Below are 26,515 nucleotides of genomic sequence, written 5' to 3' on the forward strand. Positions count from 1 at the left end.
CGCCCGAAGGGATCGGAATCTATCGTTGCCCATGGATCAGCCCATATCGTGTGTTGTTCTGGCGACTGCGGTCATTTTGTCCTATTCCACAACGGTGCTACCAAGGGCAACGACGAGAACGCGGGCGGAAGCTAGGGCAACTCATTGTCGCGCGTGTACCGAGCGGTGTCTCGTTGCTACATTGGACACATTGTCCTATCCCCGATCGCGCTGATAATGCTAGAGGAAACGGTGTAGGTCGCAAGACGTTTCACCCAGCGCGACGCTCGCGAAGGAGGCAACAAGTTGGCACCCGGGATTGCTGCGGCGAACTCGACTCCGCTAGAGCGTGATGCGCGACTGGTGAATGCGCGGGACCATAAAATTCGACCCGGCGAGGTGGCGATTGGCGTCATCGTGGGCCGCACGAGCGAGTTTTTCGACTTTTTCGTGTTCGCCATCGCCTCTGTGCTGGTGTTCCCTTCGCTCGCTTTCGGCTTCACCGATCCGCTCACCGGCACGCTCTACTCGTTTGGAATGTTTGCGCTGGCATTCGCGGCCAGGCCGTTCGGGACACTCTTGTTCCTGTGGATCGACCGCAACCACGGGCGCGGCACCAAGCTGACCATTGCCCTTTTTCTGCTCGGCGGGTCCACGATTGCGATGGCCTTCCTGCCTGCCTATGCGCAGGTTGGCGTCGCCTCGCCGATTCTGCTCGGCTTGTTTCGCATCGGCCAGGGACTGGCGTGGGGCGGCGCTTGGGACGGACTGCCTTCACTGCTCGCCGTCAATGCGCCGCCGGGACGACGCGGGTGGTACACCATGATCCCGCAGCTCGGCGCGCCGCTGGGCTTGCTTGTTGCCGCAGGGCTTTTTGCGTACTTCCATTCGACGCTCACGCCCGGGGACTTCTTCGCATGGGGCTGGCGCTATCCCTTTTTCGTGGTCTTCGCGATCAACGCGGTGGCGCTGTTCGCGCGACTGCGTATCGTCGCGACCCCCGACTATGAACGTGCTTTTGAGTCGCGCGAACTCCAGCCCTCGCCCGCTTTCCAGACCATGTTCACCGAATGGCGCACCATCGTCCTAGGGGCTTTCGCCCCGCTGGCCAGCTTCGCGCTTTTCCACCTCGTGACGGTCTTTCCGCTCTCGTGGATCAACCTGTCGACACGTGAGAGCGTGACGCGATTTCTGCTGCTCGAAATGGGCGCGGCGACTGTAGGGCTGCTCGCAATCCTAGCCTCGGGCCTCCTCGCAGACCGGTTTGGTCGGCGATCGGTTCTGGCGGTGACGGCGATCCTGATCGGCGGCTATTCGGGCTTCGCCCCACAGCTGCTTAATGCGGGTTTCGCCGGGGAAAGCGTGTACATGGTGCTCGGGTTCGCACTGCTGGGGCTTGCCTTTGGCCAATCATCGGGCGTGGTGAACTCCAATTTTCCACCCCACCATCGCTACACCGGAGCGGCGATCGTCGCTAACGCGGCGTGGTTTATCGGTGCGGGCTTCGCGCCGCTTGTTGCGCTGCTACTGGCTAGCCGGATCGGGCTGTGGGCCATCGGAGCATATTTGCTGTCCGGTGTCCTTTGCACGCTAGCAGCGCTGGCCATCAACAAGGAGTGGGCCAGGACAGCGGTATAGCTTCGTACGTGACACCTGCTCGGCGTCCGCTGTACCCAATCGCGGCAAGTGGCCGGCATCAATGCCATGCTAAGGCTCTCGATCGGGCTTGAGCATGAGGATGATCTGATTGTCGGTCTGGAAGGGGGGGCGCATGAGCGACGCCGCTGGTACTATCCCACTTTGCCGCTACGAAGAGCTGGCGCAGCGCGAAAATAGGCTGAGGGAGGGAAAAGCGTCAGCTTCGATCCCAGCGACGGACCAACTCGCCGGTGCCGATGACCTCGAAGGTGACGGCATCGATATACCGGACCGGCTCTCCGGTAGAGAGAATTAGGCGCCGCGCGCCGGGGTAGCGGCGGCGGTCGGTATTGCCTTGTCCGACATGGCGGTACTCCATGACGGTGAGCGAGGAGCCGTCGTCTCCCTCACAACGATAGCGAGCGCTCTCCTCCTCCATAAGCGGTGCGCACCTGCCTAGAAGAAGCCGTGACTGCCAGCCACCGCACCGAAGACGGTGACGAGCGCCACGAGGAAGAGCAGACGGTGCAGCCGCTCTATCCACTCGAAGCTCTGGCCCGAAGCATCCTCCCTGGCCATGAGCGGGTGCAGAACCAACGGCTCGATCGCGAACAGCATCACCATGAAAACGAGCCACAGCCCGACCATCGCGTGCATCCACCAGAAATGGGGGTCGAGAAAGCGACCCCACATATCCCCGCGATAGACCATCCAGAAGCCGCTCGCGCCGGCGAGCAGCACCCATAGCCGCGCCTGCCAGGCGAACCCGGCTTCGATGCGATGAAAGGCGGCGGTCCGGTCTCCGGGTGGGTGATTCCGACGCGTCGCCGGCAGCACCACCGTCGTCACGAAGGCGACGCCGCCTATCCACAGCAGCACGCTCAGAACGTGCAAAGCGCGCGCGAGAATGAAGTCGTCCATGTCCTCTCCCGCGCGCGTCGCGTCGCCTTCAGGCCGCCAGCAGCTCGTCCGCCGGGCCGAAGAACTCATAGTGGATACGGTCGCTCGGCAGACCCGCCATCGAGAGGGCGGTGATCAGTGCGCGCAGCATGGGCCGAGGGCCGCACAAAAAGTAATCCGCATCGCCGATCGGCGTCTCCTTGCGGAGCCACTCCTCATCGATCTGCCCAGCACGATCGAAGTCACGGCCCGCGATGTCCTCGTCGCGAGGGCACTGATAGAAGGTGGTCGTCCTGATGTTGGGCCGCGCTTCGGCAAGCGCACGCACATGGTCGCGCATCGCATGCGTCGAGCCGTCAAGCGTGCCATGCGCGAAATGGACTGCCTGACCGGGGTGGCGTTCGGCGATCGTCTCCAGCATCGCCACCATCGGCGTCAGCCCGACACCGCCCGACAGCAGCACCACGGGTCTTTCCGGATGATCGGCCAGAAAGAATTCCCCGGCCGGTGGGGCAACCTTGAGCACGGTGCCCGGGCTCGCATGATCATGCAGCCAGTTGGAGGCGATCCCCTGCGGCTCTCGCTTGACCGAGATACGATAGCTGGTGTCGTTCGGAGCGGCCGAGGCGCTGTAGTTGCGCTTGAGCGGCGGATGACCGGGGATCTCGAGCCAGAAGGTGAGATACTGGCCCGGCTTGTGCGCGACGACAGGCCGCCCATCGGTCGGTCGCAGCACGAACGACGTGATGATCTCGCTTTCGGGCCGCACCTCATCAACGACGAACGTCCGCCACCCGGACCAGCCGCCCTCGGCCGAAGCCAGGTCACGGTAGATATGGTCCTCGCGCGCGATCAGGATGTTGGCGAGGAACCAGTACGCCTCTCCCCACGCGGCAAGGATCTCGGGCGTAGCGGCCTCTTCCAGAACCTCTTTAATCGCCGCCAGCAGCGCCTCAGCAACGTACGGATAGTGCTCGGGCAGAATCTGCAGGCCGACATGCTTCTGCGCGATCCGCTCCACCGCCGGCGCCAGCGCGCCGAGATTGTCGATATTCTGCCCGTAGGCGAGGATCGCGGTGGCGAGCGCCTTGGGCTGCGAGCCCGTCTCTCCGTGATGCGACTGATTGAACAGGTCGCGGATCATCGGATCCTCAAACATCCGCGCGTACATGACGCGCACGATCTCCAGCCCGTGCGCTTCGAGAGCGGGAACCGTAGCTTTGACGAGCGCGACGGTCCGGTCGCTGAGAGGCTGCGACATGAATTCTCCTGTCGAGGTAAGTGGCTATTTCGGAAGCGAGAGGATCAGCCGCTGGGCGGCTCATCATAGAAGTCGACCTGCATCCGCACCGCCCCGAGCGGCTCAACGAAGTGGCCCTGCTCGGGCAGGATCAGCCCAGGCAGTTCAGGCGTGAGGATCGTCTCGGATGGCGGATCGAGATAGGTGAGCTTCAACCGGCCTTCGATCACCCGGATCACACCCCAAACGCCGGCCTTGGTCCGATGCTCCGCGCGCAAGGCGGCGGGAAGTGTCTTCTCCTCGAACCTCGGGGTCGAGCGGTAGGGAAAAGCGGTCATCTCAGGCAGCCTTGCAGTCTCGGGCGGGCGGGAGCTTGAAGAACATGGCGAGTTGGAGGCTCTCAGCAATGCGTGACGCTTTCGCCTGGAGCTCTGCCGCCGCCTCGGGCGGCATCACTTCGGCAGTCGTCCTGGCCCATAGCGCCAGCCAGCGCTCGAACAGGGCGCGCTCGATACGATCGCGATGCTTGAGGTGGGCGGCGACGGGATTGCCCTTGTAGCGTCCGCTGGTCAGCATCACCGAAGACCAGAAGGCGATGAGCTTCTCCAGATGTGCGGGCCAGTCGGCGATGGCGTCGTTGAAGATCGGCCCCAGCTCGGCATCTTCGCGGACCCGAGCGTAGAACAACGCGACCAGCCGTCGCAGCCCTTGCTCATCGATCTTCGCGGCGCCGCTCACGAGTCGTACTCCAATCATGTATCGCAGCCACATCTAATCGACAGCTTTGAAACATGCAACGAAAATACATATAAGGGGCACCGGCCGATGAGGTCGTGACGGGAGACCAGGATGCGGCTGACGCGCTACACCGACTATGCGATGCGGGTGCTGCTCTACGTCGGGGCACGTCCCGATCGGCTGTGTTCGATCTCGGAAATCTCCCGCGCCTACGGCATTTCCCAGAACCACCTGATGAAGGTAGTCCATGATCTCGGCAAGACCGGCTATCTCGCAAGCGCGAGGGGCCGTTTCGGCGGCATCAAACTAGGCAGGCCGGCGGAAGACATCAGCGTCGGCGCGGTGGTCAGACATACCGAGGACGGCTTCGATCTGGTCGATTGCGGATCGTGCATCATCGCGCCCGCTTGCGGGTTGACCGGCGCGCTTGCCGAAGCGCTCACCGCCTTTCTGACCGTGCTCGACCGCTATACGCTGGCGGATCTCCTCACGAAACGCAGCGATCTGCTCAGCTTATTCTCAGTGGATCGGGCAAGCTCGCCTCCAGCGACCAGCCCGTGTCAGCAGCCCTAGGCTGAGACTTTCTAAGGGCGTTTCGTTCGAGCCATCATGGCACCCTGCGTGCATTTGCCGCCACCTCTGTGCTTGGCACGATGACTAAATGATCAATTAGCCGGCCGGCCGAGGACAGCCGCCTTTCGGGCAGCGTGCCAATCGCTAAGCAGCTTGGCGCAGATACGTTCTGCGGTCGTGCGAACCCTTTCGAGCTGCTCGGCTGCATAGGCAGAACTCATGTCTCGCACGACCGAGTCAATCATGATGTGTTCGCTCTGTTGCATGCCGAAACCGCGCCAGAGATAGACATCAAAAATATCCCGCAAAGAGAGCACCTGTCCCTGTTCGTGCAGCCAGGGCAGCGATGTGCCCGAGGTGCTGAATGACAGCAGCGGCTTACCTTTGAGCGCAGGATGCCCGACCTGCGCTTGAAGGTCGCGAAAGCTGTAACCCGCCCCCAGCACGCGATCAACATAGCCCTTGAGCATGGCCGGCGGCAGCGCAAACCAGATTGGATATACGAGTACCAGTGCATGCGCCGAGCGCAGCATTTCCAGCTCGGCAGCCACGTCGGGCGAGATATCGCCTGTCCCGTGCAGCGGTCTCTCCTCGTCGCGCAGGACGGGGTCGAAGCCAATGGTGTAGAGATCGCGCACTATTACATCCTGCCCCAGTCGCGCCACCGTCTCGGTGTAGGCATCGACAATCTGGCCGTCGAAGCTGGTCCGCGACGGATGTGCGAAAACCAGGTGGTGACGAATGGTGGGCTGGGTCATCAGCTTCTCCTCGTAGGCAGAGAATGGGCGAAATCGGGAGATCGCACGCTAGGTGCCCCGACGAGACTGAGACAATGCCCCGTGCCGAAAACCTCTACCTCAGCTTATTTCTTGCCGGACCCAGAAAATGGATGCAACCGGCAAGAACGGGTTGGGCGACGGCACACGGTCGCCGGACCTCAATGATTTTTGCCCGTCGATGCCCAAGACTGACTTCTTCGTACAAACTGCCAGTCTCGGCCGTTCGTCTGGTGTCAAAACCGGTCGGTTTTGACGCTGCGGACGCGACCACGGTTTTCCGGGGGTGTGCGTGTGTCAGAACCCCGGTTCAGAATGTCAGCTTCCAAGACCGGCAACTTGCGTCGGCTACGTCTGCCTTTGGGTCGCTAGCTTCCCGGCGGCTTAGCGGCGGCCCGACCCATAAGTGAACATTAGGAGCTAGTTTATCCGCTCCCGAAACCAGCCATATGTTCATTTGCCTGCGCAAATGGCGTTCGGCGGCTATTCCTTTACTGTCTTGTCCGAGCTTTCCCGAAAACGGCGACACTGAGTGAAAGCGGGGTCAGTCCCTCTGCATGATCGCCACTCAAGACCGTTGGGATCGAGGGAAAGGAAACGGCGGCCGCCCGAGAATGTTAAGACCGGTCTGGAGTCCGAGATGCTCCACCTCGTAACCGGGATCCCGCTACTCCGTCCGCTCGCGAACGATGCGACCGTTGTATCGTTCCGCCGTTACGTCTGAGGCCAGGACGCCGTTCAGCGCATCTCCATTTGAAAGGCTTCCGGGTGCTCGTCTATCAGCCCGAGTGCGTCGAGTATCGCCAGGGCGGGACGTTCCGCGAGCTCGTCGCGCTTGCGGCGCGGAACAAGTTCAAGCGCTGCAGCGACGTCCGGCTCCGCCAGCAGCGCGGAGTTTGAGCCCATCGCAGCGAGAATGATCGCGGGAAGGAATCGGAAGAGGGCGAGGAGGTGGTGGACACGAAGTGCGACCGCCTGCCTCTCGTGACCGGCAAGCACCATCCGGGCGAATGCATCGACGTCTGACGCCGACCACCCGCTTGCCACTCGATCCGCCCAAGCACGTTCGCGCGGAAACCCCAGCGTGGCGAAGTGGTAGCGGGGATTCTCCAGCACGCGGCGCCTGGACGGGAAGGCACCCGCTCGGTTCACCCTCACCTTCGGCGTACCCCCGCGCAGGCGCGCCCTGATGAACATGCGAGTCGTCTCAGCGTGGATCGGATCGCCGACATCCGACCACTCCTCGAATAACCCGCCCCACGAGATGTAGTCCGACAAGCGGTACGCACAAACCTTATCGTCGACGACGACATCGTCCTCATCCGCGGCTTCGAGTGACTCGACCGCCGAATCAACCGTCCTCTCGGCCTCCACGTACGTGGGGTGCTCTGCCTCAAACGTAGGCGGTCGCCCGATCGAGCCTTCGAGAATGGCTCCCGGGGCGGATGCTGCCGCACCCCGCATCGCGCCGACGTAACCCGACCGGTAGGTGGTGTCGGCGTCGGACTGCAGGATCAGGACATCGCAGTCGGGCACGGACATCTCGCTCGCGATCCGGGCCGCGACGGCCACGCCCCGTCTACGCGGTGGGACGTAACCCCGGCGGTGCTCGGCCTCGACCATGATCCTACCGGGGTAGCGATGAGTGACGTCCGCGAGTACATCGAGCGTCCCGTCAGTGGAGCCGTTGTCGACAACAATCACCATCAGGTCGGAACTGTCACCTCCTGTGGGTTCGAGGAGCGAGCGGACCGCCTCGCCTACGTAGTCCACCTCGTCGAGGCAGGGCATGACCGCAAAGGTCAGCATTCCGACCGACGCATGGCCAGCTTGGCGGAGGCTCCGCAGTTGTGCGAGCAGGGCACGTGAGAGAGCAAGGCCCGGCCTGCTCGATAGGCGCCCGGGTCGATTCCCTTGAACTTGCCGCGAAAGCGTCGGGCCGCCACGGCATCGCACATCGCGTCAATTCCCTCGTCGCCGACCTTCGCTGCGGCCCGGGTACAGCATTCGGGGTAGCCGAGCATCCGGCCCAGGGCGACCGCGTGTCTCCCCGGCCGACGGTCGACGTCGAGCACACGCCGCGCCGTCGCTCCGCTGCGGGACAGGACGGCATAGCCGTCGCGGTCGGCGCTGCAGAACAGTCCCTGCACCCGCGCCCACCCACGGATCTCGCGCCCGCGCTCCCCCACGTAGAGGCGTGCTGCCGGCTTGAGACCAAGCATCAGCAGGTCGATGTCGGTCACCGCCGACGGCGGCAGCCATGACGGGATGCGGCCGGTCACCCGCCGCCCCTGTGCCTCTTCAGGATCAGCTGAATGAAACCGGCGGGCGTCGCGTCCACGAAGCCCGCAGCCTCCGCGGCGATCCGCGAAGCGACGTTCGCCTTGCGCATGTGAAGGTAGATCAGCGGGTGCGAGCTGGCCTCCGCCGCCATGCGGTAGGCGATCCTGCCGATCCCGCGCGCTTGGTCGGGCTTGTTCAGGAAGATCTGGAGCGACGCGTGCCGCCCGACCGGTGGCTCGTCGATCACGTTGACGAACACCTCGCCCGCACGCTTTCCAGCGACGACGACGTCCCAATACTCCCCACCAGCGCCATCACCCTTCCCCTTCCGGCCGGCCTTGGCGACCAGCTGCACATCGGTCTCCGCGACCTTGGGCCGATTGCGAGGGGCGGCAGGGACCTTCGGCTTGGGCGTCGGGCGCGTCGGCTTGCGACGTGCGCTCTTCGTCGTAGCCTTGACGTCAACCATAGAGCTCCTCCAGGCCCTCCCGAAGCCGCAGCTCCGAAGCCTGCCACATCTCCGCCGGGAAGAATCCCGGCGAGAACGCAACTACCGCGTCCTCGATGCGCTCGAGCAACCCTGCAGATCGCATCGCTCCGGTCACCTCGTCGATCCTCAACAGGACGTCATCTAGAGGCGGATCGTGTCGGCGGACCCGATCGGGCCAGTCACCGTCGCCGTCATAGCGGTTGTTGAAGTAGTCCATGTCGACATGCAGCAAGACGGGGCCCGAACCGATGCCGTCCAGCCAGTCTCCGAGGTCCGCGGTCGCCCGATACCGGCCCGGTCCCGCTCCCCCGTCCGCTGCCGGTTCTAGCCGGATCGCTGGACGAGCGACGCCCGGCTGCAGCAGGTCGTCCTTAACCGTGGCCGGCGCGACGGTATAGTCGGTGGTCGCCGTAATCTTTGGCGCTTGGCCGAGTTGCCGCACGTCGCAATTCGGGAAGGCGATGAGGAACGGCGTTAGGAAGCTGCCCATCCCCACAGCGCCGCTGACGCAGGCGGCGAGTACCGTCGAGGGTTCGCGGATATCGAACAGGTCGCCCGTGATCAGGTCGCGCAGGCCGCCGTTGAACGCGGCCAGCCGGGGCGAGCCCAGGTCCCGATGGTCGTCGAGGTGCAGGATCGTGATCGGCGTATCCGCCGCAGGGGCGGCCCGTGCGGCCCACTCGCTCCAGCTCGGGAGCGTCCAGGTATCGTAGAGCGCGGTGAGGACGCGGGCAGAGCGGCGATGCGCCATCGCCATGCCGCCAAGACCGATCTCGCCCCAGGACGGAAGTTCCGCGGCGATGCGCGGGTCGACATGGCGCTCTGCCTCCCCGGGCCAGTCGAGGTCGAGGTGCCAAATGCCATCGGCCAGCGTCGACGTGGCATCCTTATCGCAGAAGTAGTCGCGTAGGCGTCCGTGGCGCGCGTGCCGCTCCGCGGGCAGTCGATCAAAGGGCAGTAGGATGGTCACGCAGCCAGCGGCATCGCCCGCGCCCTGGCCTCCAGAACCGTCGCCAGTTCGCGACCGGAGGGAGTCAGTTCGCAACCGCGAAGCGTCTCGAAGGCCTGCGCTAGGTTGCGCTCCGTATCCCCGATCTGCGCGGTGGCGCGGTTGTGCAGGCGGGTGGGGCCGTGCTCGCGAACGAACCTCCAGAACCGGCCGAGTTCGACGAAGACAAAAGCGGCATGCAGCAACCCCGACACCGGACGGAGGTCCTCACGCCACGGTGATACGACAAGCGCACCCTGGAAGGTCGTCGGATGAAGCCGCTCGAACAGGTACAGCTTCTGGTGCCGGTATTCGTGGACGAGCGAATCGGCGAGGTCGTAGGCGTCGATCAATCCATCGCCCTGGACGATCGAGACATACAGCGCACCGGGGACGGAGTCGTCGCTGAACGAGACTATCTTGTCGGGGTGGGCCGTCGGGTCGCGAACGAACTGGACCGCCGAGCAGATCAGCCGCAGCTCCCGCGCAACGGCGGGTCGCCACGCCTCGATAATGCCCAGAGCCTCGTCCACCAAGGCCCTACCGCGTAGCGCCACCACCTCGTCCTCGAAGCGAATGCCTTCGCCGAACGGGAGGCGCAGCCATTTATCGTCGACCCCGACCTCCAGGGCCGGCGTCGACATCTCGGGCAAGAACCGGGCGAGGTAGGCGGGCTCGACCCGGATCGATGCGCCGTCGATGTCCCTGACCTGTCCACCGGACAGGGCCGACCGGGTCGCGCGCTGCCAGGCCACCGTCCCCGCCCGACGGGCTACTGCTCGTATTGTCGCGGGCGTTACGGATTCCAGATCAAGACCTGACACCGCTGCTGCTTCGCGGAGCCCGCGCTCGTCTTCGACGAGCGCCTCCTCCTGAAGTCCCGCGATGATGGAGTCGCTCGTCTCGGCCAACTCGAAGGACCCCACGTCGAAGTCGAGCGCGGGACCGTCCGCCACTCCGTCTGACAGCAGGCTCTCCGCCAAGCGCCGGCGTGCGTGTCCGATAAGCGCCTTCATCTCGCCGCAGTAGACGGTCGGGTTGTCGAAACCTCCATCGCCGAAGCGGTGCGGCACCGAACCGCCTCCGCAGATCTCCGCTAGATCACAGGCGCGGCATGTGGCGCTCAGACCTGACCTCGTGAGCAGGCGCCGGTGCGCCGCGAGCTGAACGGAGGACGCGACCTGCTCGACCGACGTGTCCGCGACCGAGCCGACGAGACGTGTCGCTCCCTCCCCAGCGACCTTGAGCACGTCGAGGTCGTGCCACGTGCCGTCCGTCTCGAGCGAGATCAAGCTGACGTCGCCCAGCCCGAAGGCATCGGTGCCCGAAGGCAAGCCGGAGATCGCGTCGAGCAGGGCCTCGAAGGTCCGGACGGGCAGGTCGGGGTATCTGTCGAGCCACTCGTCGAACGCTTCCACGAGCCAGCGCTCATAGAGGCCCGAGTCCCGCTCCCGTCCCGGCGGCGGACGGCGGTGGTGCGAATCGGGCAACAGGAAGTCGACCTTCGGTATGCCCTTATCCGCGAAATAGCCTAGCAGGGTAGACGGCCGCACAGACGCGTCGATCACGGCAATCACGCCGGCGAACACGGCCGGACGCCGCGCGAGACGGCTCAGCGCGCCCTCGACCCGGTCGAAACTGGAGCGACCCTTGCGGGTTGTGCGGTGCAGGTCATGGGCTTCGCGAGGCCCGTCCATGCTCAGCGATACCGCGATCCGCTCCGCCTCCAGGGCGTCGAGCGCCTCGTCGGAGAGGAGCAGCCCATTGGTCTGCATCCCGAGGTCGACCTCGACCGACGGACCGACGGCCGAGCGCAGCATGCGCGCGAAGTCCACGATGTAGCGATGGCCTGCGAGTAGGGGCTCGCCGCCGTGGAGGATCACCGCGACGTGGCTGAGGCCCTGCTCCCGCACGTGTTCGGCCAACCTTGCGGCGAACAACCGCTGATGCTCGGTAGAGAGAAGGCGGGGCATACCGCGCCAGCTCTGGTCGGCATGATGGTAGACATAGCAATAGTCGCAGTCGAGGTTGCACCTCGATGCGACCTTGACGAGGAATGAGGTTATCCTCGCCGAAGACATGGACCGACTCCTAAGAGCGACTATGCCGGTGGTGCATCCGGTCGTAGCTGGTGATCACCTCACTGGCCGGAACCTCCGACAGGACGCGCCGCTGCAGTCGCTGAAGAGCGGGGTTCGAAGGACGCGCGCCAATGACCGCGCTCCGGGTCGAAGCGGTCTCGCGATCCATCACCTCAGGCATATTCGGTCTCCTTCTACTCCGTAGTCTACAAGCTGTAACAGCGATGTTCAAGCCAACCGACGCCGGTGTGGTTCAATCAACCGGCGCACACTTGTATGCGGCAAGTCGACGGATAAGATGCGGGCGGGGGTCCTCCTAATGCCGTCAAACCTAACCGCCTACAGGATATTCATCGCTTCCCCGGGAGGCCTCGAAGACTTCAGGAAGCGATTCAAAGCGACGGTAGAGAAGCACAACGACGCCGACGCCGTCAGGCGTGGGGCGCTGTTTATCCCCGTTGGCTGGGAACAGACCCTCGGCGGCATGGGTCGGCCGCAGCACATCATCAACGCTGACTTGCGCGAATGCGACTACTTCGTGGTCGTGTTGCGCGACCGATGGGGTTCCCCCGCCGACACCACGCCCGACAGCCTGACCGGGACGGAGGAGGAGTTCGAGCTCGCTTGCCAACTCTATAACGATCAGGCCCCGATGAGCCGCATCGTGGTAGTGTTCGTGGCCATCGATGCGGACCGAATGCGCGATCCCGGCAAGGACGTCGCGAAGGTCATAGAGTTCAGGAAGAAGGTAGAGCGGGAGAAAATCCTGCTGTTTCACCAGGTCGAGCGCGAGGAGGACTTCGCAGACGTCCTTAGACGGCACCTGGCCGACTGGACGCACGCGCACGAGAACGCGGCGGCGGGGCGTCCCGAGGCTCCAGTTGAAGCGGAGGTCGCATCGGCGCCGACGCCCAACGACCAAATTGCCTCGCCGCCTGCGGGCGAGGCGACGGGTCCCGTCGCCGACGCCGCGAAGCTGATCGCCCTAGCGCGGTACACGGAAGCCGAGGCCCTGCTAGCGGAGGCCGTCTCGGATCATGACGACCCGCCCGCCCTCACCGCCTATGGCGACCTCCTGATCCGACTCGGCCGTCGCACACAGGGCATCGACTCATTGAGGCGAGCGGTTCGGCTGGCCGAGGAAACGTCGGACGTCGGAGTGGCGGCGGCCGCCTATGAGGCACTGGCGACAGCGCTGGAAGCGAGCGGTCAAGGCAAGGAGGGAGCCACTGCCGCGCGAAGCGCACTCGAACGCTTCGCGGCGCTAGGCGACGCGGGCGGGGAGGCGCGGATGTACAACCTACTCGGTGAACGTCACCGCCTCGATCACGAGATGGATAACGCCATCGCCCATTATCGGGCCGCCATCGACCGAGCGACCGACGGTGGAGCTGAGGACATCCTGGCCGACGCCTGGATCGGACTTGGTGAGGTGTTCCGCGACCAAGAGGCCTTCGGGGAGGCCTTCGACGCGTTGAACCGAGGCGCCGAGATCAAGCATCGCCTCGGCGCCACCGATGTCGGCGACCTCCACGCCGCGCTCGGCGCGACCCTCGCAGGTCTCGGCGACGACGCGGGAGCGGATCGGGAATATCGCATAAGCATCGACCTCTTCAGGGGAAGGAAGGACCGCGCGGGGATCGCCGACGCGGCCGATCATCTGGGACAAGTCTGCCTGAGACGAGGCGACGCCGACGGTGCAGAGGAGGCATTCCGCGAGGCGGCGATCAACTTCGAGGGCGTCCAGAACGTCGAGGGCGCGGCCGACGCCTACACCAGCCTAGGTCGAGTGGAGCTCGTCCGGGGCGACAAGCTCCTGGCAGCGCGGACGCTCAACACGGCCCTTTCACTCGCCCGTCGGCAACTCGGCGATGGCGCACGCGCCGCCCAGTCGGAGATCGTCGGCCTGCTCGACCAGGCACTCACGCCGGCTGAGACAGAGACTTCCGCGTGAGCCTAAGGCTGGCGTCGGGTACACGCGCGGTTACGGACCGGTGTCGGCGTGGCGTTGCATGGCCCGACCCCAATCGACCGCACCCTCGTTAGACGCGTCACGTCGCGCTCGACGATGCGCCGACGCACACCGCGGCATCCGGGAGTTCGCGGACGGCGGATGGACCTCCTTGTCGGCCGATCCCGCCGATGGGGGGCAGGGCCTGCCGTTCATCGCGCAGCTCTGGCTCGATGAGATGGTCTCGGCGGTCGACCTCTCCTTCGGCCTGTTTCCGGGCCTCACGCGGCGTGCGGCAGAGGCGATCGCGGCGCATGCGAGCGATGAACTTCGGACGGCCTACCTACCCCGCATGGTCAGCGGCGAACGGATCGGCGCGATGGCGCTGACCGAGAGTGGAGCGGGCACGGACCTCACCTTGCTCACGCGGGCTGGCGGTGGGGCACGGCATCGAGTTGAGCGGCGGTGGCGGTGTTGAGGTCGATCACCCCTCCACGCATAGCCGCGTTGCAGCGGCGACCGAACAGCCATTCGGGATCCCATCCCTGGCATGGCGTGCCTAAATGCCGACCTGTGTTCCAGATGAAGCGGTGGAGCTGGCCGATCCAAGGATTCGAATTGGCGCAAGACCGATTTTTGGGCCACCAAGCCCGATTCCCAGCCGTAACAACCGATTCAAGACCACTGAATCACTTGCTCTATCGTCTCTCAGCCGATATTATCATTCTCAAGCGGCTTTTTATCGGATTATTGGCCTATGGAACATTTTGCGGTGATACAGAGCATTGTGCGCGCGGCGCGCAGCGGCGACCGCAGGGCTTTGGATCGCCAGGTGGCACGTCTACTCGAGCGTCTCGAGAAGGACGGGTCGGTCAAGGAGGCGGCTGCCCTGCGGCGGCTTGGGGGGCTCGACGCGGAGGTTCAGGACTTGGCGCCAAGCCGTGTGGAGGTGTCGCGTGCGATGGTCTCCGGCGAGGCGCTGAGCCGCGACGTCAACCCGCCGATCGACCGCGAGACGGGGGCCCAGCTCTGCACCATCGACTTCGGCAGCGCCGATCTTGCGGTTCCCATCTACAGCGAGATGATCGGCGAGACCATCGAGGGCCTGCTTCGGGAATGGAGCAACGAGGAGGCCCTGCGGCGGGTCGGCGTCGAGCCGACCAGGTCGCTCCTGCTCTATGGTCCGCCTGGATCGGGCAAGACCGTGACGGCCCACTACATCGCTGCGCGGTTGCAGCTGCCGCTGGTGACGGCTCGGATCGATGGCCTGATATCGTCATTTCTCGGCACGACCGCCCGCAACATCGCCAACCTGTTCGACTTCGCCAACCGCTACGCCTGCATCCTGCTGCTCGACGAGTTCGACGCGCTCGCGAAGCTGCGCGACGACGCGCAGGAGATCGGCGAGATCAAGCGGGTGGTGAATTCGCTGCTCCAGAATCTGGACCGCCGCCGCGAGCGCGGCATCACGATCGCGATCACCAACCACGACCGACTGCTCGATCCAGCGGTGTGGCGGCGCTTCGAGGCGCAGGTCCACATCGGCGAGCCAGGGGCGGCCGCGCGTGAGCGGATGATCACTCGCTTCCTGCAGCCGATCCAGGCTGAGCCGTCGACGGTGCGCATCATCTCATACTGTCTTGCCGACAGCTCGGGCGCGGACATCGAGCGGCTGTGCGCGACGCTGAAGCGCCACATCGCGCTCAACGGCGAGGCGCACGACGGTCCGGGGCTTTTCCGTTCGCTTGGCGCCATCCTCGCTCGCGCGCCCGCCCAGGCCGGCATCCCCGCCCGCATGCTGGCGGCAGATCCGGAGGCGTTCGTCAGCCTCATCGCCAACGACGTCGATCTGGGGCTGAAGCAGACCGAGATCGGCGAGGCGACCGGCTACGGCCAGTCGCGAATCAGCGATCTCAAGCGTTCGCGCAAGCACGCTGGGCTGCTGGAGCAGATCCATGGCTAACAACCCCGTCCAGATCATCCTCAACGACCGGGACTTCCATCAGGCTCCGGATCCTGGGACGCCGCCACGCAACAAGGACTTCTTCGATAAGGCCGACGCGGCATTCGCCGCGCACAAGAAGGCGCTGCTGGCGGCGGTCGACGCGGTGATCGCGCAGCTCCGCGCCAGCCCATACGGGCCTCTGGCCTACGTGAGGGTTCAGATGCGCAGCGACGCGCTGGCCAAGTCCTACCGACCCGTCGGCTGGCTGTTCAAGCGCGACCAGTTCCCCTGCGTGGGGGCCGACGCCGTGGGGACATTGTACTTCGAGGCGCCGCTTATCTACCTGCCGGCGCTTCGCACGCGCATCGAGGCCGCGGAGCTCATCGTCGAGACCAAGCATCGCAAGAGCGATGGCGCACCCTACAAAGCGCCGACGGCGGCCCGCGCAGAGGTCGGCGCCGTCGAAACCATCGAGATTGCGCCGCCGGAGCAGAAGCGCGGCTTCTCGGTGTCGGCAGCGCTGGCGGCGCTCGACGATCCGCGCGCCGTGTCGGGATACAGCATCGAGCTGTTCAACGCGCCGGTCGACCCGGTGATCGCCGACGATCCCGTCGGGCGGGGCCAGCTCCTGCGGAGCCTCGAGGGCCTGTTCCTCGGGCTCGGTTTGGGTGCGCGGGCGTTCGTGCACCGCTCGATCGGCCGCACTCCCGTGCTCGAGCTGCAGCTCACCCGGGACACGCGGCCCGCACTGATCGACAACCGCTCCAGCCCGGTCGGTGGCGAGATCGCCACCGCACTCTTGCCGAACGAGGTGGACCGGAGTCCGGACCGGCACGAGGCGGCGCTCGGCGCCTTGCAGGACCATCCGCTGGTGCGAGCCATCCTGCCGCCGATTCTCCTGCAGATCGAGGAGGAGCAGAGGCCACCGCCGTCCGACCTTGGGTTGGATCTGCCCTCATATCCGCTTGAGATACCGCCACCGGCCGCGGACGCGACGTATCCGGTCGTCGGGGTGATCGACTCTGGTGTTGCGCCGGTGCTGGACGAATGGGTCGTCGGACGGTTCGACTACCTCTCCGAGGGTGAGTTTAACGCGGTCCATGGCACCGCAGTCGCCGGATTGGTGAGCGTACCGCGCCTGACCAACAACTCCGCGGTGGTGCCGGATGCGGAGGGCTGCCGGATCTACGATGTCCCTCTTTTTCCGGCCCGGCCGTTCTTCGAACAGTATAGTCGCGGGTTCGTCGACTTCCTGGAGGAGGTCGAGCAGGCCGTCGCCGAGGGGCGGCGCGACCACGGCGTGCGCGTCTTCAACCTGTCGATCAACGCGGTCTCAGATGTCGAGCGCTATCGCTACAGCATCTACGCCTCGCGGCTCGATCAGATCGCTGACGCCTACGGCGTGATCTTCGTCAACACCGTCGGCAATTTGCCGCGCGCCCAGGCCCGGGCGGCTTGGCCCAGGAAGCCCGGCGAGACGGTTCGCTACTTCGCGTCGCGGGCTGCATCCGACACGATCTACAAGCCCTCCGAGAGCGTGCGCTCCATCTCGGTCGGCGCCATCAATCCGCCAGGGACCGGGCATCTCGAGGGCGCCCCCGCGGTATACACGACCAGGGGGCCAGGTCTGCAGGTCGGCGTGAAGCCCGACGTCGTCGCCTATGGCGGCGCGGGCGTCACCGCCCCCGGCGCCTCGACCGGCCTCTCGTCGATCGACGTCGAGGGCCGTCGGCAGGACGTGGTCGGCACCAGTTTCGCCGCGCCGCTCGTCGCCCGCACGCTCGCCGGGCTGGACGCGGCGACCAATGGCGGGCTCCACGTGGAGGCGCTGCGGGCGATGCTGCTGCACCACTCGTCGATGCCCGAGCCTCTGCGGCGACGCAGCCTGAAGGATCTTGCCCGCCAGTTCGCAGGGTTCGGCCAGCCCGCTTCGGTCGTCGACATGCTCGAGACCGGCGACCACCAGATCACGCTGCTCTTCCAGAGCCGGCTAAGCATCGGCGAGCGCAAGCCGGTCATCCTCCGGTTCCCGTTCACATGGCCTGAGAGTCTCACTGACGAGAACGGCGGCTGCAGCGGGCGGGCACGCATCACGCTCGTTTACGCGCCGCCCCTGGACCCCGCCTTCGGCGCCGAGTTCGTGCGCGTGAACCTCGAGGCCTCGCTGAAGCAGCTGCAGCCCGAGCCGGCCAAGAACGGCGACCCGCGCTTCCTGAACGAGATTGACCCGCTCTACTATCCTAAGTCGGCTCACCTCGCCGTGCCAGAGAAGGCGCTGATCGACCACGGGTTAAAGTGGTGGCCGTCGAAGCAGTATCTCTCGAACTTCGACGCGGTCGGGGTGAGGTCGCAATGGCGCCTCGAGGTCACCAGCCTCGTCCGTGCGGAGACCCGGTTTCCTGCCGAGGGTGTCCCGTTCGCCGTTCTACTCACCATCGAGGACCCGGACGGCAAGGCTCCCGTGTTCCAGGAACTGCGGCAGCACCTCCGTACGAGCCAGGCGAACGCTCAGGACGTCCGCACGGCGGTCCGGCTGCGGGCCGGGCGCTAGGCGGGTGGACCGCCCCGCACTAACTACCCGACTGCGCGCGACGGAAGGCGGGCCGATGGACGACGGGGCAAGCAGCAACTGCCCGCTGATCCCCCGCAAGTGACGCAATCTCTAGCCGCCGCGGGGCTCCAGCTGAATGAACGGCCAGAGTCTTGAAGCCGCACCCAAAAGCGGACCGACTGCCATCCATCAGAAAGGCCCCCGCGGGCGCTCCCGCGTCCGGCGCGGCAGCGCAATCTCTGGCACCTGCCTCCGTCGAGCACTGAGTACGTCGAGAGCGGTGCCGCTTCTCAACTTGCAGCCGACGCTCACACTCTGCCGGAAGAGCAGAGCCAGCGGAGAGGATCGAATTCCACTCGCAACAGGGAGGTGCAATCGGTATGCTCTGCGAACCAATTAGGCCGAGCCCAATGTCCGATCCTGCCACAGATGCTCACCTCCGGGCTCACGAGGATCGGCTTCGTGCATTGGAGAACGACCACATTTTCAGGCGGAACGCGGCTGTTGATGACGGATTTGATGGCATTCGCGAGTTTAGCCGGGCGTGGAAAGAAAATCGCTCTACTGCTTACCTTTACAGAAAGACTTGGACTGATCCCGTTAGCCGAGCCCTTGCCCTCGGCGTGATCAAGACTATTGCGGCGATCTGGATGTACCTTATTTTCTTTTGATCTCTGTCAGTCCCGCTTAAAGGGCGACAAGGGCACCGACTTGCTCCAACTGCGGGCCAACTCGGCGCCATCGTCTGTTGGTCCGGCGGCAGCCCCGGCCGTATCTGCGTCCCGAACTCGCCGCTTTCGGTCGATAATATCCGCACCTCTGAGCTGAGCGTTAGAAACTTCGGCTCGGATGCTATCCGCACGTTCAAGCAGCGAATTATCTTCAGCCTCTCCAACCTTCGGCACTGACCTTGCCGCCACGCCGCCGCTTGCGCGAACATCCTGTCCGCTTGATGCCGCCGGCCGAGCCAATCCATTCGCATTTGGAGCGTTCAAATGCTCCTCGACTTCAGCGCGCATGTTGACGCCGACCTGATCGACGTATTTCGACATTAGTAGATTTCGTTCGGACGTGATCTGAGGATCGTCGCTGTGCCAATGAGTTGCATTGGCCGGATCGAAGTCACGATAAACGAGGGGTGTGCCGGCGATCTCCGCTCGTGCAAATGCCAGAAACGCATCGCTGGTGTTGAGCGACCCGCTCACGCCTTCCCCGTCGCGTGCCGACCAGCGGGTTTCAAGGCGATCCGCTTCTTCATAAAAGCGGCGAGCTTCGCGACTGAAGCTTTGTGCCTCTGTGAGACTAGAGCTGATACCAGAGGCGTTGCTTGACACATCTGACCGAGAGCTCGTGGCAACCGATCTTTCAAACGTGTCCCTGTTCTGCGACCAGCCATGGTTCGCCGACCAGCTTTCGAGCGCATCTTCGATTCGAGATCCGTCGCGAGAGACTGCGGCAACATCACTGTCGGTCCAGCGGCGCGAAGCCCCCGCGCTTCCGCTGGCCGATGCGCCCACCTTGGCCAATCCAAAGTTCGCGCCAACGCCAGCGTTCGCGCTGACTGAACCACTCACGAACTTCTCCGTAGCGATCGAGTCCGCCACTTCCGCGCGCAGCCCGAAGCGGCTCTGGAGCATGCGCGATGCCTGATCGACCTCGTTGAAGCTGCTGCCGATATTCGAACGATCTTCGGCACCATAGCTGTTGGCGATCGACTGATCGTTGCTCACCGCGCGGCGGAACTCGTTGAAGCGGTTGACCGCGTTGCTGACGCTCTCGCTCGCCTGGTTGGACAGTGTCTCACCGCGGGTGCGGGTCTCGCTCGCGACACGCGAGGCCTCGGTCGCTACCGACTGCGTCACCTGCGGGCTGAACGGCAGCTTGGACACGGGCACGTCGAGGAGGTCGTTGGCAGCGAAGCTGGTCGAGAGGGTGCCCGTGTCGTTGAACGACCGGGTCTGCGCCGCGCCATAGGTGAAGCTAGGCGCCTGGTTCCACTGGTCGTGCTGGCGCGTCTGGATCGTCTGGTTGTCGAAGCTGGCGTTGCCCACGCCAATGTTACCGGTCGATGCCTCGCGTGCAGCTTCCTCGGCGGCGTTCTGGGAGGGGTTGAGGTAGCTGGTCGCCTGGCTCGAGATCGCCATAGCGCCCTTGGCGATGCCGCCGGCGAGGAACGGGATCGATGCAACAAGATAGCCGGCAAGCATGCCGATGTCGTCGTTTGCCTCGCTCATACCCGTGAAGCTCGCCAGCGTCAGGCCGTTGCCCGCCCCTGCCCCGGCCACCTCGGACGCGCCCTTGAACATCATCACCATGTGCAGGATCACGTAGAGCGGTCCCCAGGCGGCGAGATAGAAGAAGCCGGTGACATAGCCACGCAGCGCCAGCGGGCCGCTCTTGGGCATCAGGAACAGCGGGAAGAGCACGGGGAACAGCGCGTAGAAGACGACGGTCAGCACGATGTTCAGCACCGGCACCCACTTCATCGCCGAATGCGCGATCGAGCCGTACGTCCGCTTGGTCTGGATCTCCGCCCGGGTCTGCGCATAGACGTCGACGCTGCCGGTGCCCGTCGCGCCCGCCGCCGAGTGCATCGCCTGGCTCATCGCGTTGATCGTCAGCGTCTGCTTGAGGATATCGCTAGCCGACGCCGAGACGCCGGTTAGATACCGATAGGCGATCGGCAGGTCGGCAAACAGTTTGGCCTTGGCGAGGTCGGCGCTCTGCCTGGGGTAGAGCTGCCGTCCGAAGACGCGGCCCAGATCGTCGGTCATGCCGGCCCATTGCGTGCTGAGCGTCGTGTAGGCGTCGCGGCAGGTCTCGATCGACGAGGTGACCGCCCCGCCGGCATCTCGGGTCAGGAAGCGCTGCGCGCGCGCCTGACTGCCCGGGCCGATCGCACCCCAGATATCGGGCGCATTGCTCAGCGTCTCCATCGAGTAGCGGCCGAGCAGGACGTCGTAGAACACGCACTGCCGAAAATGCTCATCGAGATTGGCGGCGAACTCGGGATCGTTGATGCGCAGGTTCTGCGTCGCCTCGAACAGCCGTGATCCGTAGATCATGCCGTTGCGGCTATAATCGAGATCGCCGGGGAGCCCGAACACGAGCTCGGCCGAGCCGACCAGATAATCTCCGACTTGGCTGGTGAAGCTCGCCATCATCGCTAGCCCCAGCGGCACGTTCGCGACCTGCGCCGGCGCGAGGCTCGGGTTAATGCGATCGGTGACGTGGACGTCCAGCCGCGGCACCATCAGCACCATGTACATGAGCGTTGCCTGCAGGAACCAGTTGAGCCAGGCCCGCCAGTCGGCGTTGAACGCGACGATCACAACCGAATAGCCCAGCCCCATCACCATGCAGACCTGGAGCAGGCTCTTGTAGCCGCCGTCACCGGTCCAGGCCGCAACGGCGTTCAGCACGTTCACGACATACTCGCCGCCACCGATCGTGAAGAGTTCAACCGTCGCCATTGCCCGTGCTCATCTTGGAGGTTGGTGGATCACCGGTGCTGCGCCCCGGCGATCGGCGGCACGTCTAGTTCAGCCCGCGCGCGCTCACGCCGCGCGACCAGTCGAGCGCGGCCGCCATGCCCGGCGACATCGAGTTGGCGAGGACGTTCTCGAGAAACTGCGTCTTCTGGATGATCGCCATGATCGCGGTGATCCGCGCCTGCGTGGTCTGCTGCCGGTCGGCGAGCGTGGTGCGCGCGGTGTTGATCTGCGCGCTCCATGCGGTCAGCTTGGCCTCGTCGGCAGCAATGAAGCTCGCCTTCGACTTGCCGACCTCGCTCACCAGCTGATCCAAGATCGCGTAGAGCAGGTCGATCGAGGCGATCTCGGCGAGCGTTGAGCGGTCGTCGGTCGACAGGCCGCGGGCATAGGCCGCCTGCACGGTCAGGATCTTGTAGAGCGGCACCGACGCGATCTGGAGCAGCTCCTTCTGCTCGGGCGTTATCGCGCGATCGGTGCGGATCGCATCGACCATGCCGTCGATGAGCGCCGTCACGCGCGGGCGGATTGCCTTTACCGTCGGCACATCGAGCGGCTTCAGGGTCGGGCTGAGGCACTGGTCCTCAGTGTCGCAGGCATAGACCTGAACCGCGTTCGCGCTGGTGCCGTCGAGCAGCGCAGTGACCAGCGTTGAGGTCGTGTCGCCCGTCAGTGGCTGGAACCGGCCCGGGTCACTATCGGTCGGCGGCACGTAGATGATCGTGCCGACCATGGTCATCACGTACTCCGCCAGCTCGCGGTCAAAGCTGCCGCCGGCATTGAAGAACTTCGAGGCCTTGAGCACATGCCAGGTGTAGTTGCGCGGCACTGCCGAGTTGACCGCGTCCCATTTGGCAGGATCGGCGCCATCGATGGTCGAGCGCCGCTCGCCCTTGTTGCCGCAGCCATGCTTGGCCGCCGCATAGTCGGAGAAGATGCCGTCCGAGTTGCCGATCGCTTCGCAGATCGCCTTGTCGGCGAGATCGCCCTTCGGCCAGACCGACCCGACCAGCGCCTGTGCCGCCTCGCAGCTCGAGATGTTGAGCGCGTTCATCATCTGCGCCTTCTGCGCAAACTCATCCATGACCTTCGAGCATTCGGGGCAGACGGTGTCGATCGCCAGCTTGAAGGCGAAGCCGACCGCATTGTTTGCCACTGCCTTCAGCATGGCGACGATCTCGCTCGCGTTGATGAACGAGAAGGAGCCGGCGAACAGATCGATGCCGCCGCAGCCCGCGCGCGCCGAGGGCAGCTGGAGATTGGCGAGGTTGGTCGTCTTCTGCGGGAAGCGCGTCCAGACGTTGCCCAGGCTGTAATAGCCGGCCGACTGCCCCTGAAAGGCGCTCGGACCGGTGACGTTAGCCGCGCCGCCAGCGTCGCGGACGAAGTCGTCCATGGCCTTGGCGACCTGAGCGCTCGCGGGCGCGACCGGCACGATCATGGGCAGGAGCGCGCCGACGATCCCGAGGCTGCAGCCGAGTGCGGCGACGCCCACGCTCGCGCGCCTGACGAAGCGCTTCGCCACGGCGATTAGGCGCTGGGAATGGCCACGCCGCGGGCGTGGCGACGAGGGTTCAATAGTCACTGCCGGCCTTTCTCTGGGTGAGCGCGAAGATGCGGTCCATCAGCTCGTCGGCGGCGATGACGCCGTAGCCGATCGGAATGGGGGTGCGGGTGGCGCTGTCGAACAGCACGACCGCGGGCGTCACCTGCGAGGTCAGTCCCATCGCAGCGCGCTGGTTGGTCTCGACGGTGTAGCGGGGGAAGGTCTCGGACGGGCCGCCATCGGTCGAGATCGCGCGAACGGTGATGCCGTGGGTATCGGCGACCGCCTTCACGATCGGTGACATGACCGAGCACGCGCCACAGCTCTGCGCGAAGAAGTAGAACAGCCCGTAGCGCTTGCCGAGCTGGCTGAGCGTGCGGTCGCGTTCGGCCTTTCGGGTATCGAGCCACTGGCGCTTGGCAACCGTGCCGACCGGCCGCTGAAGCGTATAGTCGAGTTCGGGGGTCTGCCAGATCGCGCGCTGCCACACGTCGCCGAACAGCGAGGCGCGGTCGAGCTGCGCGCGCTGGAAGCGGATATAGGCGGTGACGTTCGCCGAGCTGGGATCAAGGATCGCGCGCGCCTTGAGTTCGCGCAGCTCGGTCGTGACCGCCTCGAGCTGCTCCGCAGCCGACAGCGCCGGAACCGACGGGAGCGTGGCGTCCGGCTCGGCCGGCTTTGGCCGGTCGCAGTAGAACCACGTCCCGAGCCGGCGGTCCTCGCAGTAGAAGCGATCACCTTGCTGCGGGGTCGGGGTAGTCCTGGCCGGTGCTGCAGCGAGCGCGTCCGGGGCGGTCGGCAACGCCGCCGCCAGGATCATCGCCACGGCGGCGAGTGGATGGAGAAATCTCCTCATCAGCGGGGTCCGTTCAGCGTGTAGAAGTCGGTGATCTTCTGCTGGACCGAAGCGACCGTGCTCAGCTCTTCAGGCAGCCGCACGGCGTCCTGGAACTCGGCATAGACTTCAGAAAAGTCCATGAGTGACAGGTCGAGCCGGGCGAACTCGTCGACCGTGAAGCCGAGGCAGGTCTCCCGCTTCGGCGAGCCCCAGGGCTTGCCGATCTGCGGCCGGCCCTGCTCCTGCAGGATGCGGCTGAGCTTGGACTCGAAGCAGCAATAGGCTTTGCGCTTGGTGACGCACACGCCAAGCACGCTGCTGGAGCAATAGCTGCCGACATAATGGCACAAGCCCGTCGCATCGCGCTGATGGAGCAGGATCTCCTCGCGGCTGCAGCCGAGCGCGACGAGCAATTGGCTCCCGGGGATCAGCGGAAACGCCTTGCCCTTGCAGCAGTTGAGCACGCCGAAGACCGCGCTCTTGCAGGTGTTGCGCGTTCCCTTAAACAGGCTGAGCGTATCTGGATCGAACTCGCGGCCGGCCTGTGCCGCGGCGTTGAGCGCGACCGCGGCATCCTTGAACTCGGCGTTCGGCTGGCGGTCGATCGTCTCGCAGTCGCCGTTGATGCAGTAGATGTCGCCATCGCAGATATATTGCTTGTCCGGGCCGACCTGATCGGGGATCGCGCAGCGATAGATGCGCTCCCAAGTCGTGCAGGGCTCGTCCTCGCTCAGGCATTCCCGGCGCGCGAAGCTGCAGGCCGGGTTGGCGTCGAGGCTCCCGCAATCCTGCGCCGGCACCGCGCGCGAGCATTGATAGCTCTTCTCCCAGGCCCAGCAGGGTCGCGTGACCTCGACGCCGTTTACGGTCCGCGTCACCGGATCGCTCGAGGTGCAGGTCTCCGCCTGCGCCACGCAGCCCGCATCGGTGCTGAGGGCAGCGCAGGCTCGCTCGTCTCGCGCCTCGGAGACCCTGTTCTGATTGCTGGTCGAGATCAGCGTCCCGCCGGTTACGGGCGCGTCGCAGGCGATCTCATCGATCGGCTCGCCCGGCTCGGTGCAATAGTACTGCCCGTTGCGGGAGTAACCCTGCAGGCAGCGGCCGGGATGCGAGCCGACGTGGCGGCAGGTGCCGCCCATATAGGGTTCGAAGACCGTGCAATCGTCGGCTCGATTGAAGCCGGCGTTGAAGCTGCTGCAATAGTAGAGGTGGGTCGTCGTGCTCGTGACCGAGACGTTGAGCGGAATGGTGCAGCGCTCGGTCTTCTGCTCGAGCGCAAGCCCGTCATTGCAGGTCGCCTCATAGCTGCCGCTGGCGCCGGTGCCCGGTGGCAGCTCGCGACAGCTCCCCTGCCCGCCACCGACACCCATGCCGCTGACATAACCGTTCGGATCGGCGGCCACGGCCTGACCACGCGCGATCGTCGCCTCGATGTCCGCAGGCGCGATGCGTGCTCGGCGATCGACTGAGGAGCGCACCGCCTGATAGCCTTCGTGACTGGTTGCGGCCGCTCCCGCGGCGCGCGCCAGTGCGTCGGGATCGTCGAACAGCGACGACTGCGAAGGTGATGCGTCGAAGTTCGGCACGCTGTCGGCCGTCGGCGTCTGCTGAGTCGCGTCCTGCGCTCGGGTCGCGATCTCGGCGGCGAACGCCTTGCCATCGTTGCGTGCCTGGCTTGGGTTCCCGGCCTGACCGAGCGCGCCACTACCGGCCAAGCCGGCGCTGAACAGCATCACAAGTAGCGCGATGCCGCGTGGCTTCCTGCTGAAGACGCTCATCGCTGTGCTCCTTCCAGGCGAGCCCGATAGAGGTTGGCGATCCCCGCTCCCGGTCCGGAGCCCTGCGCGAAAGTCTCCAGAGCATGGCCAAGGCTGACGTTGCCCGACATGCGATCATGCGGCGGCACCGGGGTGGTGCAGTCGAACCCATCACACAGGTCGAAGTCGGTCGACGTGACGACATAGGTCGGCACCGTCGTAACCGCGAACGCGCGGAACAGGCGCGGGTCGATCCCGACCGCATTGCTGGCACCGGCCGGTACGACCCTCGCGAGCGCGCCCGTGAACTGCTTGACCGAATTGCCTGGAAAGCCACGGAAGACGACGACGCCCCCGGCGCGCTCGACCTCGTCGATCATCTGGCGCAACGAGGCGGCCGGCATCGACAGACTGGCGAACGCCACCAGCCGCGGCGCGTCTTCGCTTGATGCGGCTTCGCGCCCCGCTGCCGCCACCATCACATCGAAGTCGAACGTGTCGGTCGGCCGCGCGCTGGCGGCGGCGGTACGCGCATGCCGCGTGGCGTTCGCGCGGGCGGCGGCTGCACTCTGCGCGGCTTGCACCTTCAAAGCCTCGCCGCGCCTCGCGATAACGCTGCCGAACGCTTCGGCATCTTCGGGCGAGAGCTTCGCGCGCTCGCGCACCTTGGCGAGATCGAGTCCGTCGACGGTTTGAGCGCCGCCGCCGCTGGCGAGGCCGAGTGTAAGACCGGTAGCCGCCATGGCGGCG

The 26,515-nt window shown here is 65.2% G+C and carries 22 protein-coding genes and 1 pseudogene; 6 read left to right on the forward strand and 17 right to left on the reverse strand.

Annotated elements, in window-relative coordinates:
- The first annotated feature begins 285 nt into the window (after window positions 1-285).
- Window positions 286-1,617: an MFS transporter gene (locus tag ACI2JO_RS04245; protein ID WP_404719482.1), complete on the forward strand. Its 1,332-nt coding sequence runs from the start codon at window positions 286-288 to the stop codon at window positions 1,615-1,617.
- 217 nt (window positions 1,618-1,834) lie between these two features.
- Here the strand turns inward: ACI2JO_RS04245 and ACI2JO_RS04250 are convergent, their stop codons facing one another.
- From ACI2JO_RS04250 to ACI2JO_RS04270, 5 genes are read right to left on the reverse strand one after another with little or no spacing between them, the layout of a single operon-like run.
- Complete coding sequence (locus ACI2JO_RS04250; RefSeq protein ID WP_404719483.1) at window positions 1,835-2,056, reverse strand: hypothetical protein; 222 nt, start codon at window positions 2,054-2,056, stop codon at window positions 1,835-1,837.
- Window positions 2,057-2,073: 17 nt separating this feature from the next.
- On the reverse strand, window positions 2,074-2,538 hold the full coding sequence (locus ACI2JO_RS04255; RefSeq protein ID WP_404719484.1) for a hypothetical protein: 465 nt from the start codon (window positions 2,536-2,538) through the stop codon (window positions 2,074-2,076).
- Between the two features lie 28 nt (window positions 2,539-2,566).
- Window positions 2,567-3,778, reverse strand: coding sequence for an NO-inducible flavohemoprotein (hmpA, locus tag ACI2JO_RS04260; RefSeq protein ID WP_404719485.1), 1,212 nt, complete (start codon window positions 3,776-3,778; stop codon window positions 2,567-2,569).
- Between the two features lie 44 nt (window positions 3,779-3,822).
- Entirely contained in the window at window positions 3,823-4,095 is a 273-nt protein-coding gene (locus ACI2JO_RS04265; RefSeq protein ID WP_404719486.1) for a DUF1971 domain-containing protein, read from the reverse strand.
- A gap of 1 nt (window position 4,096) precedes the next feature.
- Entirely contained in the window at window positions 4,097-4,528 is a 432-nt protein-coding gene (locus ACI2JO_RS04270; protein WP_404719487.1) for a group III truncated hemoglobin, read from the reverse strand.
- Between the two features lie 78 nt (window positions 4,529-4,606).
- On the opposite strand from ACI2JO_RS04270, the gene ACI2JO_RS04275 reads away from it, so the two are divergent.
- The gene (locus ACI2JO_RS04275) at window positions 4,607-5,068 is read left to right on the forward strand and encodes an Rrf2 family transcriptional regulator (RefSeq protein ID WP_404719488.1); all 462 of its coding nucleotides are present in this window, start codon (window positions 4,607-4,609) and stop codon (window positions 5,066-5,068) included.
- A 92-nt stretch (window positions 5,069-5,160) separates the two neighbouring features.
- Here the strand turns inward: ACI2JO_RS04275 and ACI2JO_RS04280 are convergent, their stop codons facing one another.
- The 7 genes from ACI2JO_RS04280 to yhhA form a co-directional block, all read right to left on the reverse strand.
- Window positions 5,161-5,826: an NAD(P)H-dependent oxidoreductase gene (locus tag ACI2JO_RS04280; protein ID WP_404719489.1), complete on the reverse strand. Its 666-nt coding sequence runs from the start codon at window positions 5,824-5,826 to the stop codon at window positions 5,161-5,163.
- A 756-nt stretch (window positions 5,827-6,582) separates the two neighbouring features.
- Window positions 6,583-7,653 (reverse strand): glycosyltransferase family 2 protein, encoded by a 1,071-nt coding sequence (locus ACI2JO_RS04285; protein ID WP_404719490.1) that lies wholly within the window; start codon window positions 7,651-7,653, stop codon window positions 6,583-6,585.
- Window positions 7,647-8,126 (reverse strand): hypothetical protein, encoded by a 480-nt coding sequence (locus tag ACI2JO_RS04290; RefSeq protein ID WP_404719491.1) that lies wholly within the window; start codon window positions 8,124-8,126, stop codon window positions 7,647-7,649. Before ACI2JO_RS04290 ends, ACI2JO_RS04285 begins: the two co-directional genes overlap by 7 nt.
- The gene (locus tag ACI2JO_RS04295; protein WP_404719492.1) at window positions 8,123-8,596 is read right to left on the reverse strand and encodes a hypothetical protein; all 474 of its coding nucleotides are present in this window, start codon (window positions 8,594-8,596) and stop codon (window positions 8,123-8,125) included. The genes ACI2JO_RS04290 and ACI2JO_RS04295 overlap by 4 nt, the downstream gene beginning before the upstream one ends.
- Window positions 8,589-9,587 carry a hypothetical protein gene (locus ACI2JO_RS04300; RefSeq protein ID WP_404719493.1) on the reverse strand — a complete coding sequence of 333 codons (999 nt, stop codon included), beginning with the start codon at window positions 9,585-9,587 and terminating at the stop codon, window positions 8,589-8,591. The genes ACI2JO_RS04295 and ACI2JO_RS04300 overlap by 8 nt, the downstream gene beginning before the upstream one ends.
- Complete coding sequence (gene yhhB / locus ACI2JO_RS04305) at window positions 9,584-11,686, reverse strand: cyclophane-forming radical SAM/SPASM peptide maturase YhhB (protein ID WP_404719494.1); 2,103 nt, start codon at window positions 11,684-11,686, stop codon at window positions 9,584-9,586. Before yhhB ends, ACI2JO_RS04300 begins: the two co-directional genes overlap by 4 nt.
- Before the next feature lie 10 nt (window positions 11,687-11,696).
- A complete protein-coding gene (gene yhhA / locus ACI2JO_RS04310; protein WP_404719495.1) occupies window positions 11,697-11,867 on the reverse strand; it encodes a YhhA family cyclophane-containing RiPP in 171 nt (56 codons plus the stop codon).
- 117 nt (window positions 11,868-11,984) lie between these two features.
- Between yhhA and ACI2JO_RS04315 the strand changes: the two genes are divergently transcribed.
- From ACI2JO_RS04315 to ACI2JO_RS04330, 4 genes and pseudogenes are all read left to right on the forward strand, one after another.
- Window positions 11,985-13,640, forward strand: coding sequence for a DUF4062 domain-containing protein (locus tag ACI2JO_RS04315; RefSeq protein WP_404719496.1), 1,656 nt, complete (start codon window positions 11,985-11,987; stop codon window positions 13,638-13,640).
- 139 nt (window positions 13,641-13,779) lie between these two features.
- Window positions 13,780-14,061 (forward strand): annotated as a pseudogene (locus ACI2JO_RS04320) (acyl-CoA dehydrogenase family protein); the annotation flags it as partial.
- Between the two features lie 333 nt (window positions 14,062-14,394).
- A complete protein-coding gene (locus tag ACI2JO_RS04325) occupies window positions 14,395-15,600 on the forward strand; it encodes an AAA family ATPase (protein ID WP_404719497.1) in 1,206 nt (401 codons plus the stop codon).
- Window positions 15,593-18,133: a S8 family peptidase gene (locus tag ACI2JO_RS04330; protein ID WP_404719498.1), complete on the forward strand. Its 2,541-nt coding sequence runs from the start codon at window positions 15,593-15,595 to the stop codon at window positions 18,131-18,133. Before ACI2JO_RS04325 ends, ACI2JO_RS04330 begins: the two co-directional genes overlap by 8 nt.
- A 677-nt stretch (window positions 18,134-18,810) precedes the next feature.
- Here ACI2JO_RS04330 and ACI2JO_RS04335 read toward each other — a convergent pair.
- From ACI2JO_RS04335 to trbC, 5 genes are all read right to left on the reverse strand, one after another.
- Window positions 18,811-21,606: a conjugal transfer protein TraG N-terminal domain-containing protein gene (locus tag ACI2JO_RS04335; RefSeq protein WP_404719499.1), complete on the reverse strand. Its 2,796-nt coding sequence runs from the start codon at window positions 21,604-21,606 to the stop codon at window positions 18,811-18,813.
- A gap of 64 nt (window positions 21,607-21,670) precedes the next feature.
- A complete protein-coding gene (locus ACI2JO_RS04340; protein WP_404720321.1) occupies window positions 21,671-23,065 on the reverse strand; it encodes a conjugal transfer protein TraH in 1,395 nt (464 codons plus the stop codon).
- A 133-nt stretch (window positions 23,066-23,198) separates the two neighbouring features.
- Entirely contained in the window at window positions 23,199-24,026 is an 828-nt protein-coding gene (locus ACI2JO_RS04345; protein ID WP_404719500.1) for a conjugal transfer protein TraF, read from the reverse strand.
- On the reverse strand, window positions 24,026-25,786 hold the full coding sequence (locus ACI2JO_RS04350; protein WP_404719501.1) for a conjugal transfer protein TraN: 1,761 nt from the start codon (window positions 25,784-25,786) through the stop codon (window positions 24,026-24,028). Before ACI2JO_RS04350 ends, ACI2JO_RS04345 begins: the two co-directional genes overlap by 1 nt.
- Window positions 25,783-26,508 (reverse strand): type-F conjugative transfer system pilin assembly protein TrbC, encoded by a 726-nt coding sequence (gene trbC, locus ACI2JO_RS04355; protein WP_404719502.1) that lies wholly within the window; start codon window positions 26,506-26,508, stop codon window positions 25,783-25,785. Before trbC ends, ACI2JO_RS04350 begins: the two co-directional genes overlap by 4 nt.
- Window positions 26,509-26,515 lie beyond the last annotated feature (7 nt).

It is taken from the genome of Sphingomonas sp. NPDC079357 (assembly GCF_044901155.1).
In the GTDB taxonomy this organism is placed as follows: Bacteria; Pseudomonadota; Alphaproteobacteria; order Sphingomonadales; family Sphingomonadaceae; genus Sphingomonas.

Excerpts from the sequence above, each read along its gene's own strand:
- ACI2JO_RS04285 (WP_404719490.1), bottom strand. The coding sequence starts at position 7,653 with ATGCTGACCTTTGCGGTCATGCCCTGCCTCGACGAGGTGGACTACGTA.
- ACI2JO_RS04255 (WP_404719484.1), bottom strand. The coding sequence starts at position 2,538 with ATGGACGACTTCATTCTCGCGCGCGCTTTGCACGTTCTGAGCGTGCTG.
- hmpA (WP_404719485.1), bottom strand. The coding sequence starts at position 3,778 with ATGTCGCAGCCTCTCAGCGACCGGACCGTCGCGCTCGTCAAAGCTACG.
- ACI2JO_RS04330 (WP_404719498.1), top strand. The coding sequence starts at position 15,593 with ATGGCTAACAACCCCGTCCAGATCATCCTCAACGACCGGGACTTCCAT.
- ACI2JO_RS04250 (WP_404719483.1), bottom strand. The coding sequence starts at position 2,056 with ATGGAGGAGGAGAGCGCTCGCTATCGTTGTGAGGGAGACGACGGCTCC.
- yhhB (WP_404719494.1), bottom strand. The coding sequence starts at position 11,686 with ATGTCTTCGGCGAGGATAACCTCATTCCTCGTCAAGGTCGCATCGAGG.
- ACI2JO_RS04270 (WP_404719487.1), bottom strand. The coding sequence starts at position 4,528 with ATGTGGCTGCGATACATGATTGGAGTACGACTCGTGAGCGGCGCCGCG.
- ACI2JO_RS04335 (WP_404719499.1), bottom strand. The coding sequence starts at position 21,606 with ATGGCGACGGTTGAACTCTTCACGATCGGTGGCGGCGAGTATGTCGTG.
- ACI2JO_RS04295 (WP_404719492.1), bottom strand. The coding sequence starts at position 8,596 with ATGGTTGACGTCAAGGCTACGACGAAGAGCGCACGTCGCAAGCCGACG.
- ACI2JO_RS04275 (WP_404719488.1), top strand. The coding sequence starts at position 4,607 with ATGCGGCTGACGCGCTACACCGACTATGCGATGCGGGTGCTGCTCTAC.
- ACI2JO_RS04340 (WP_404720321.1), bottom strand. The coding sequence starts at position 23,065 with ATGATCGTGCCGGTCGCGCCCGCGAGCGCTCAGGTCGCCAAGGCCATG.
- ACI2JO_RS04345 (WP_404719500.1), bottom strand. The coding sequence starts at position 24,026 with ATGAGGAGATTTCTCCATCCACTCGCCGCCGTGGCGATGATCCTGGCG.
- trbC (WP_404719502.1), bottom strand. The coding sequence starts at position 26,508 with ATGGCGGCTACCGGTCTTACACTCGGCCTCGCCAGCGGCGGCGGCGCT.
- ACI2JO_RS04280 (WP_404719489.1), bottom strand. The coding sequence starts at position 5,826 with ATGACCCAGCCCACCATTCGTCACCACCTGGTTTTCGCACATCCGTCG.
- ACI2JO_RS04315 (WP_404719496.1), top strand. The coding sequence starts at position 11,985 with ATGCGGGCGGGGGTCCTCCTAATGCCGTCAAACCTAACCGCCTACAGG.
- yhhA (WP_404719495.1), bottom strand. The coding sequence starts at position 11,867 with ATGCCTGAGGTGATGGATCGCGAGACCGCTTCGACCCGGAGCGCGGTC.
- ACI2JO_RS04325 (WP_404719497.1), top strand. The coding sequence starts at position 14,395 with ATGGAACATTTTGCGGTGATACAGAGCATTGTGCGCGCGGCGCGCAGC.
- ACI2JO_RS04350 (WP_404719501.1), bottom strand. The coding sequence starts at position 25,786 with ATGAGCGTCTTCAGCAGGAAGCCACGCGGCATCGCGCTACTTGTGATG.
- ACI2JO_RS04265 (WP_404719486.1), bottom strand. The coding sequence starts at position 4,095 with ATGACCGCTTTTCCCTACCGCTCGACCCCGAGGTTCGAGGAGAAGACA.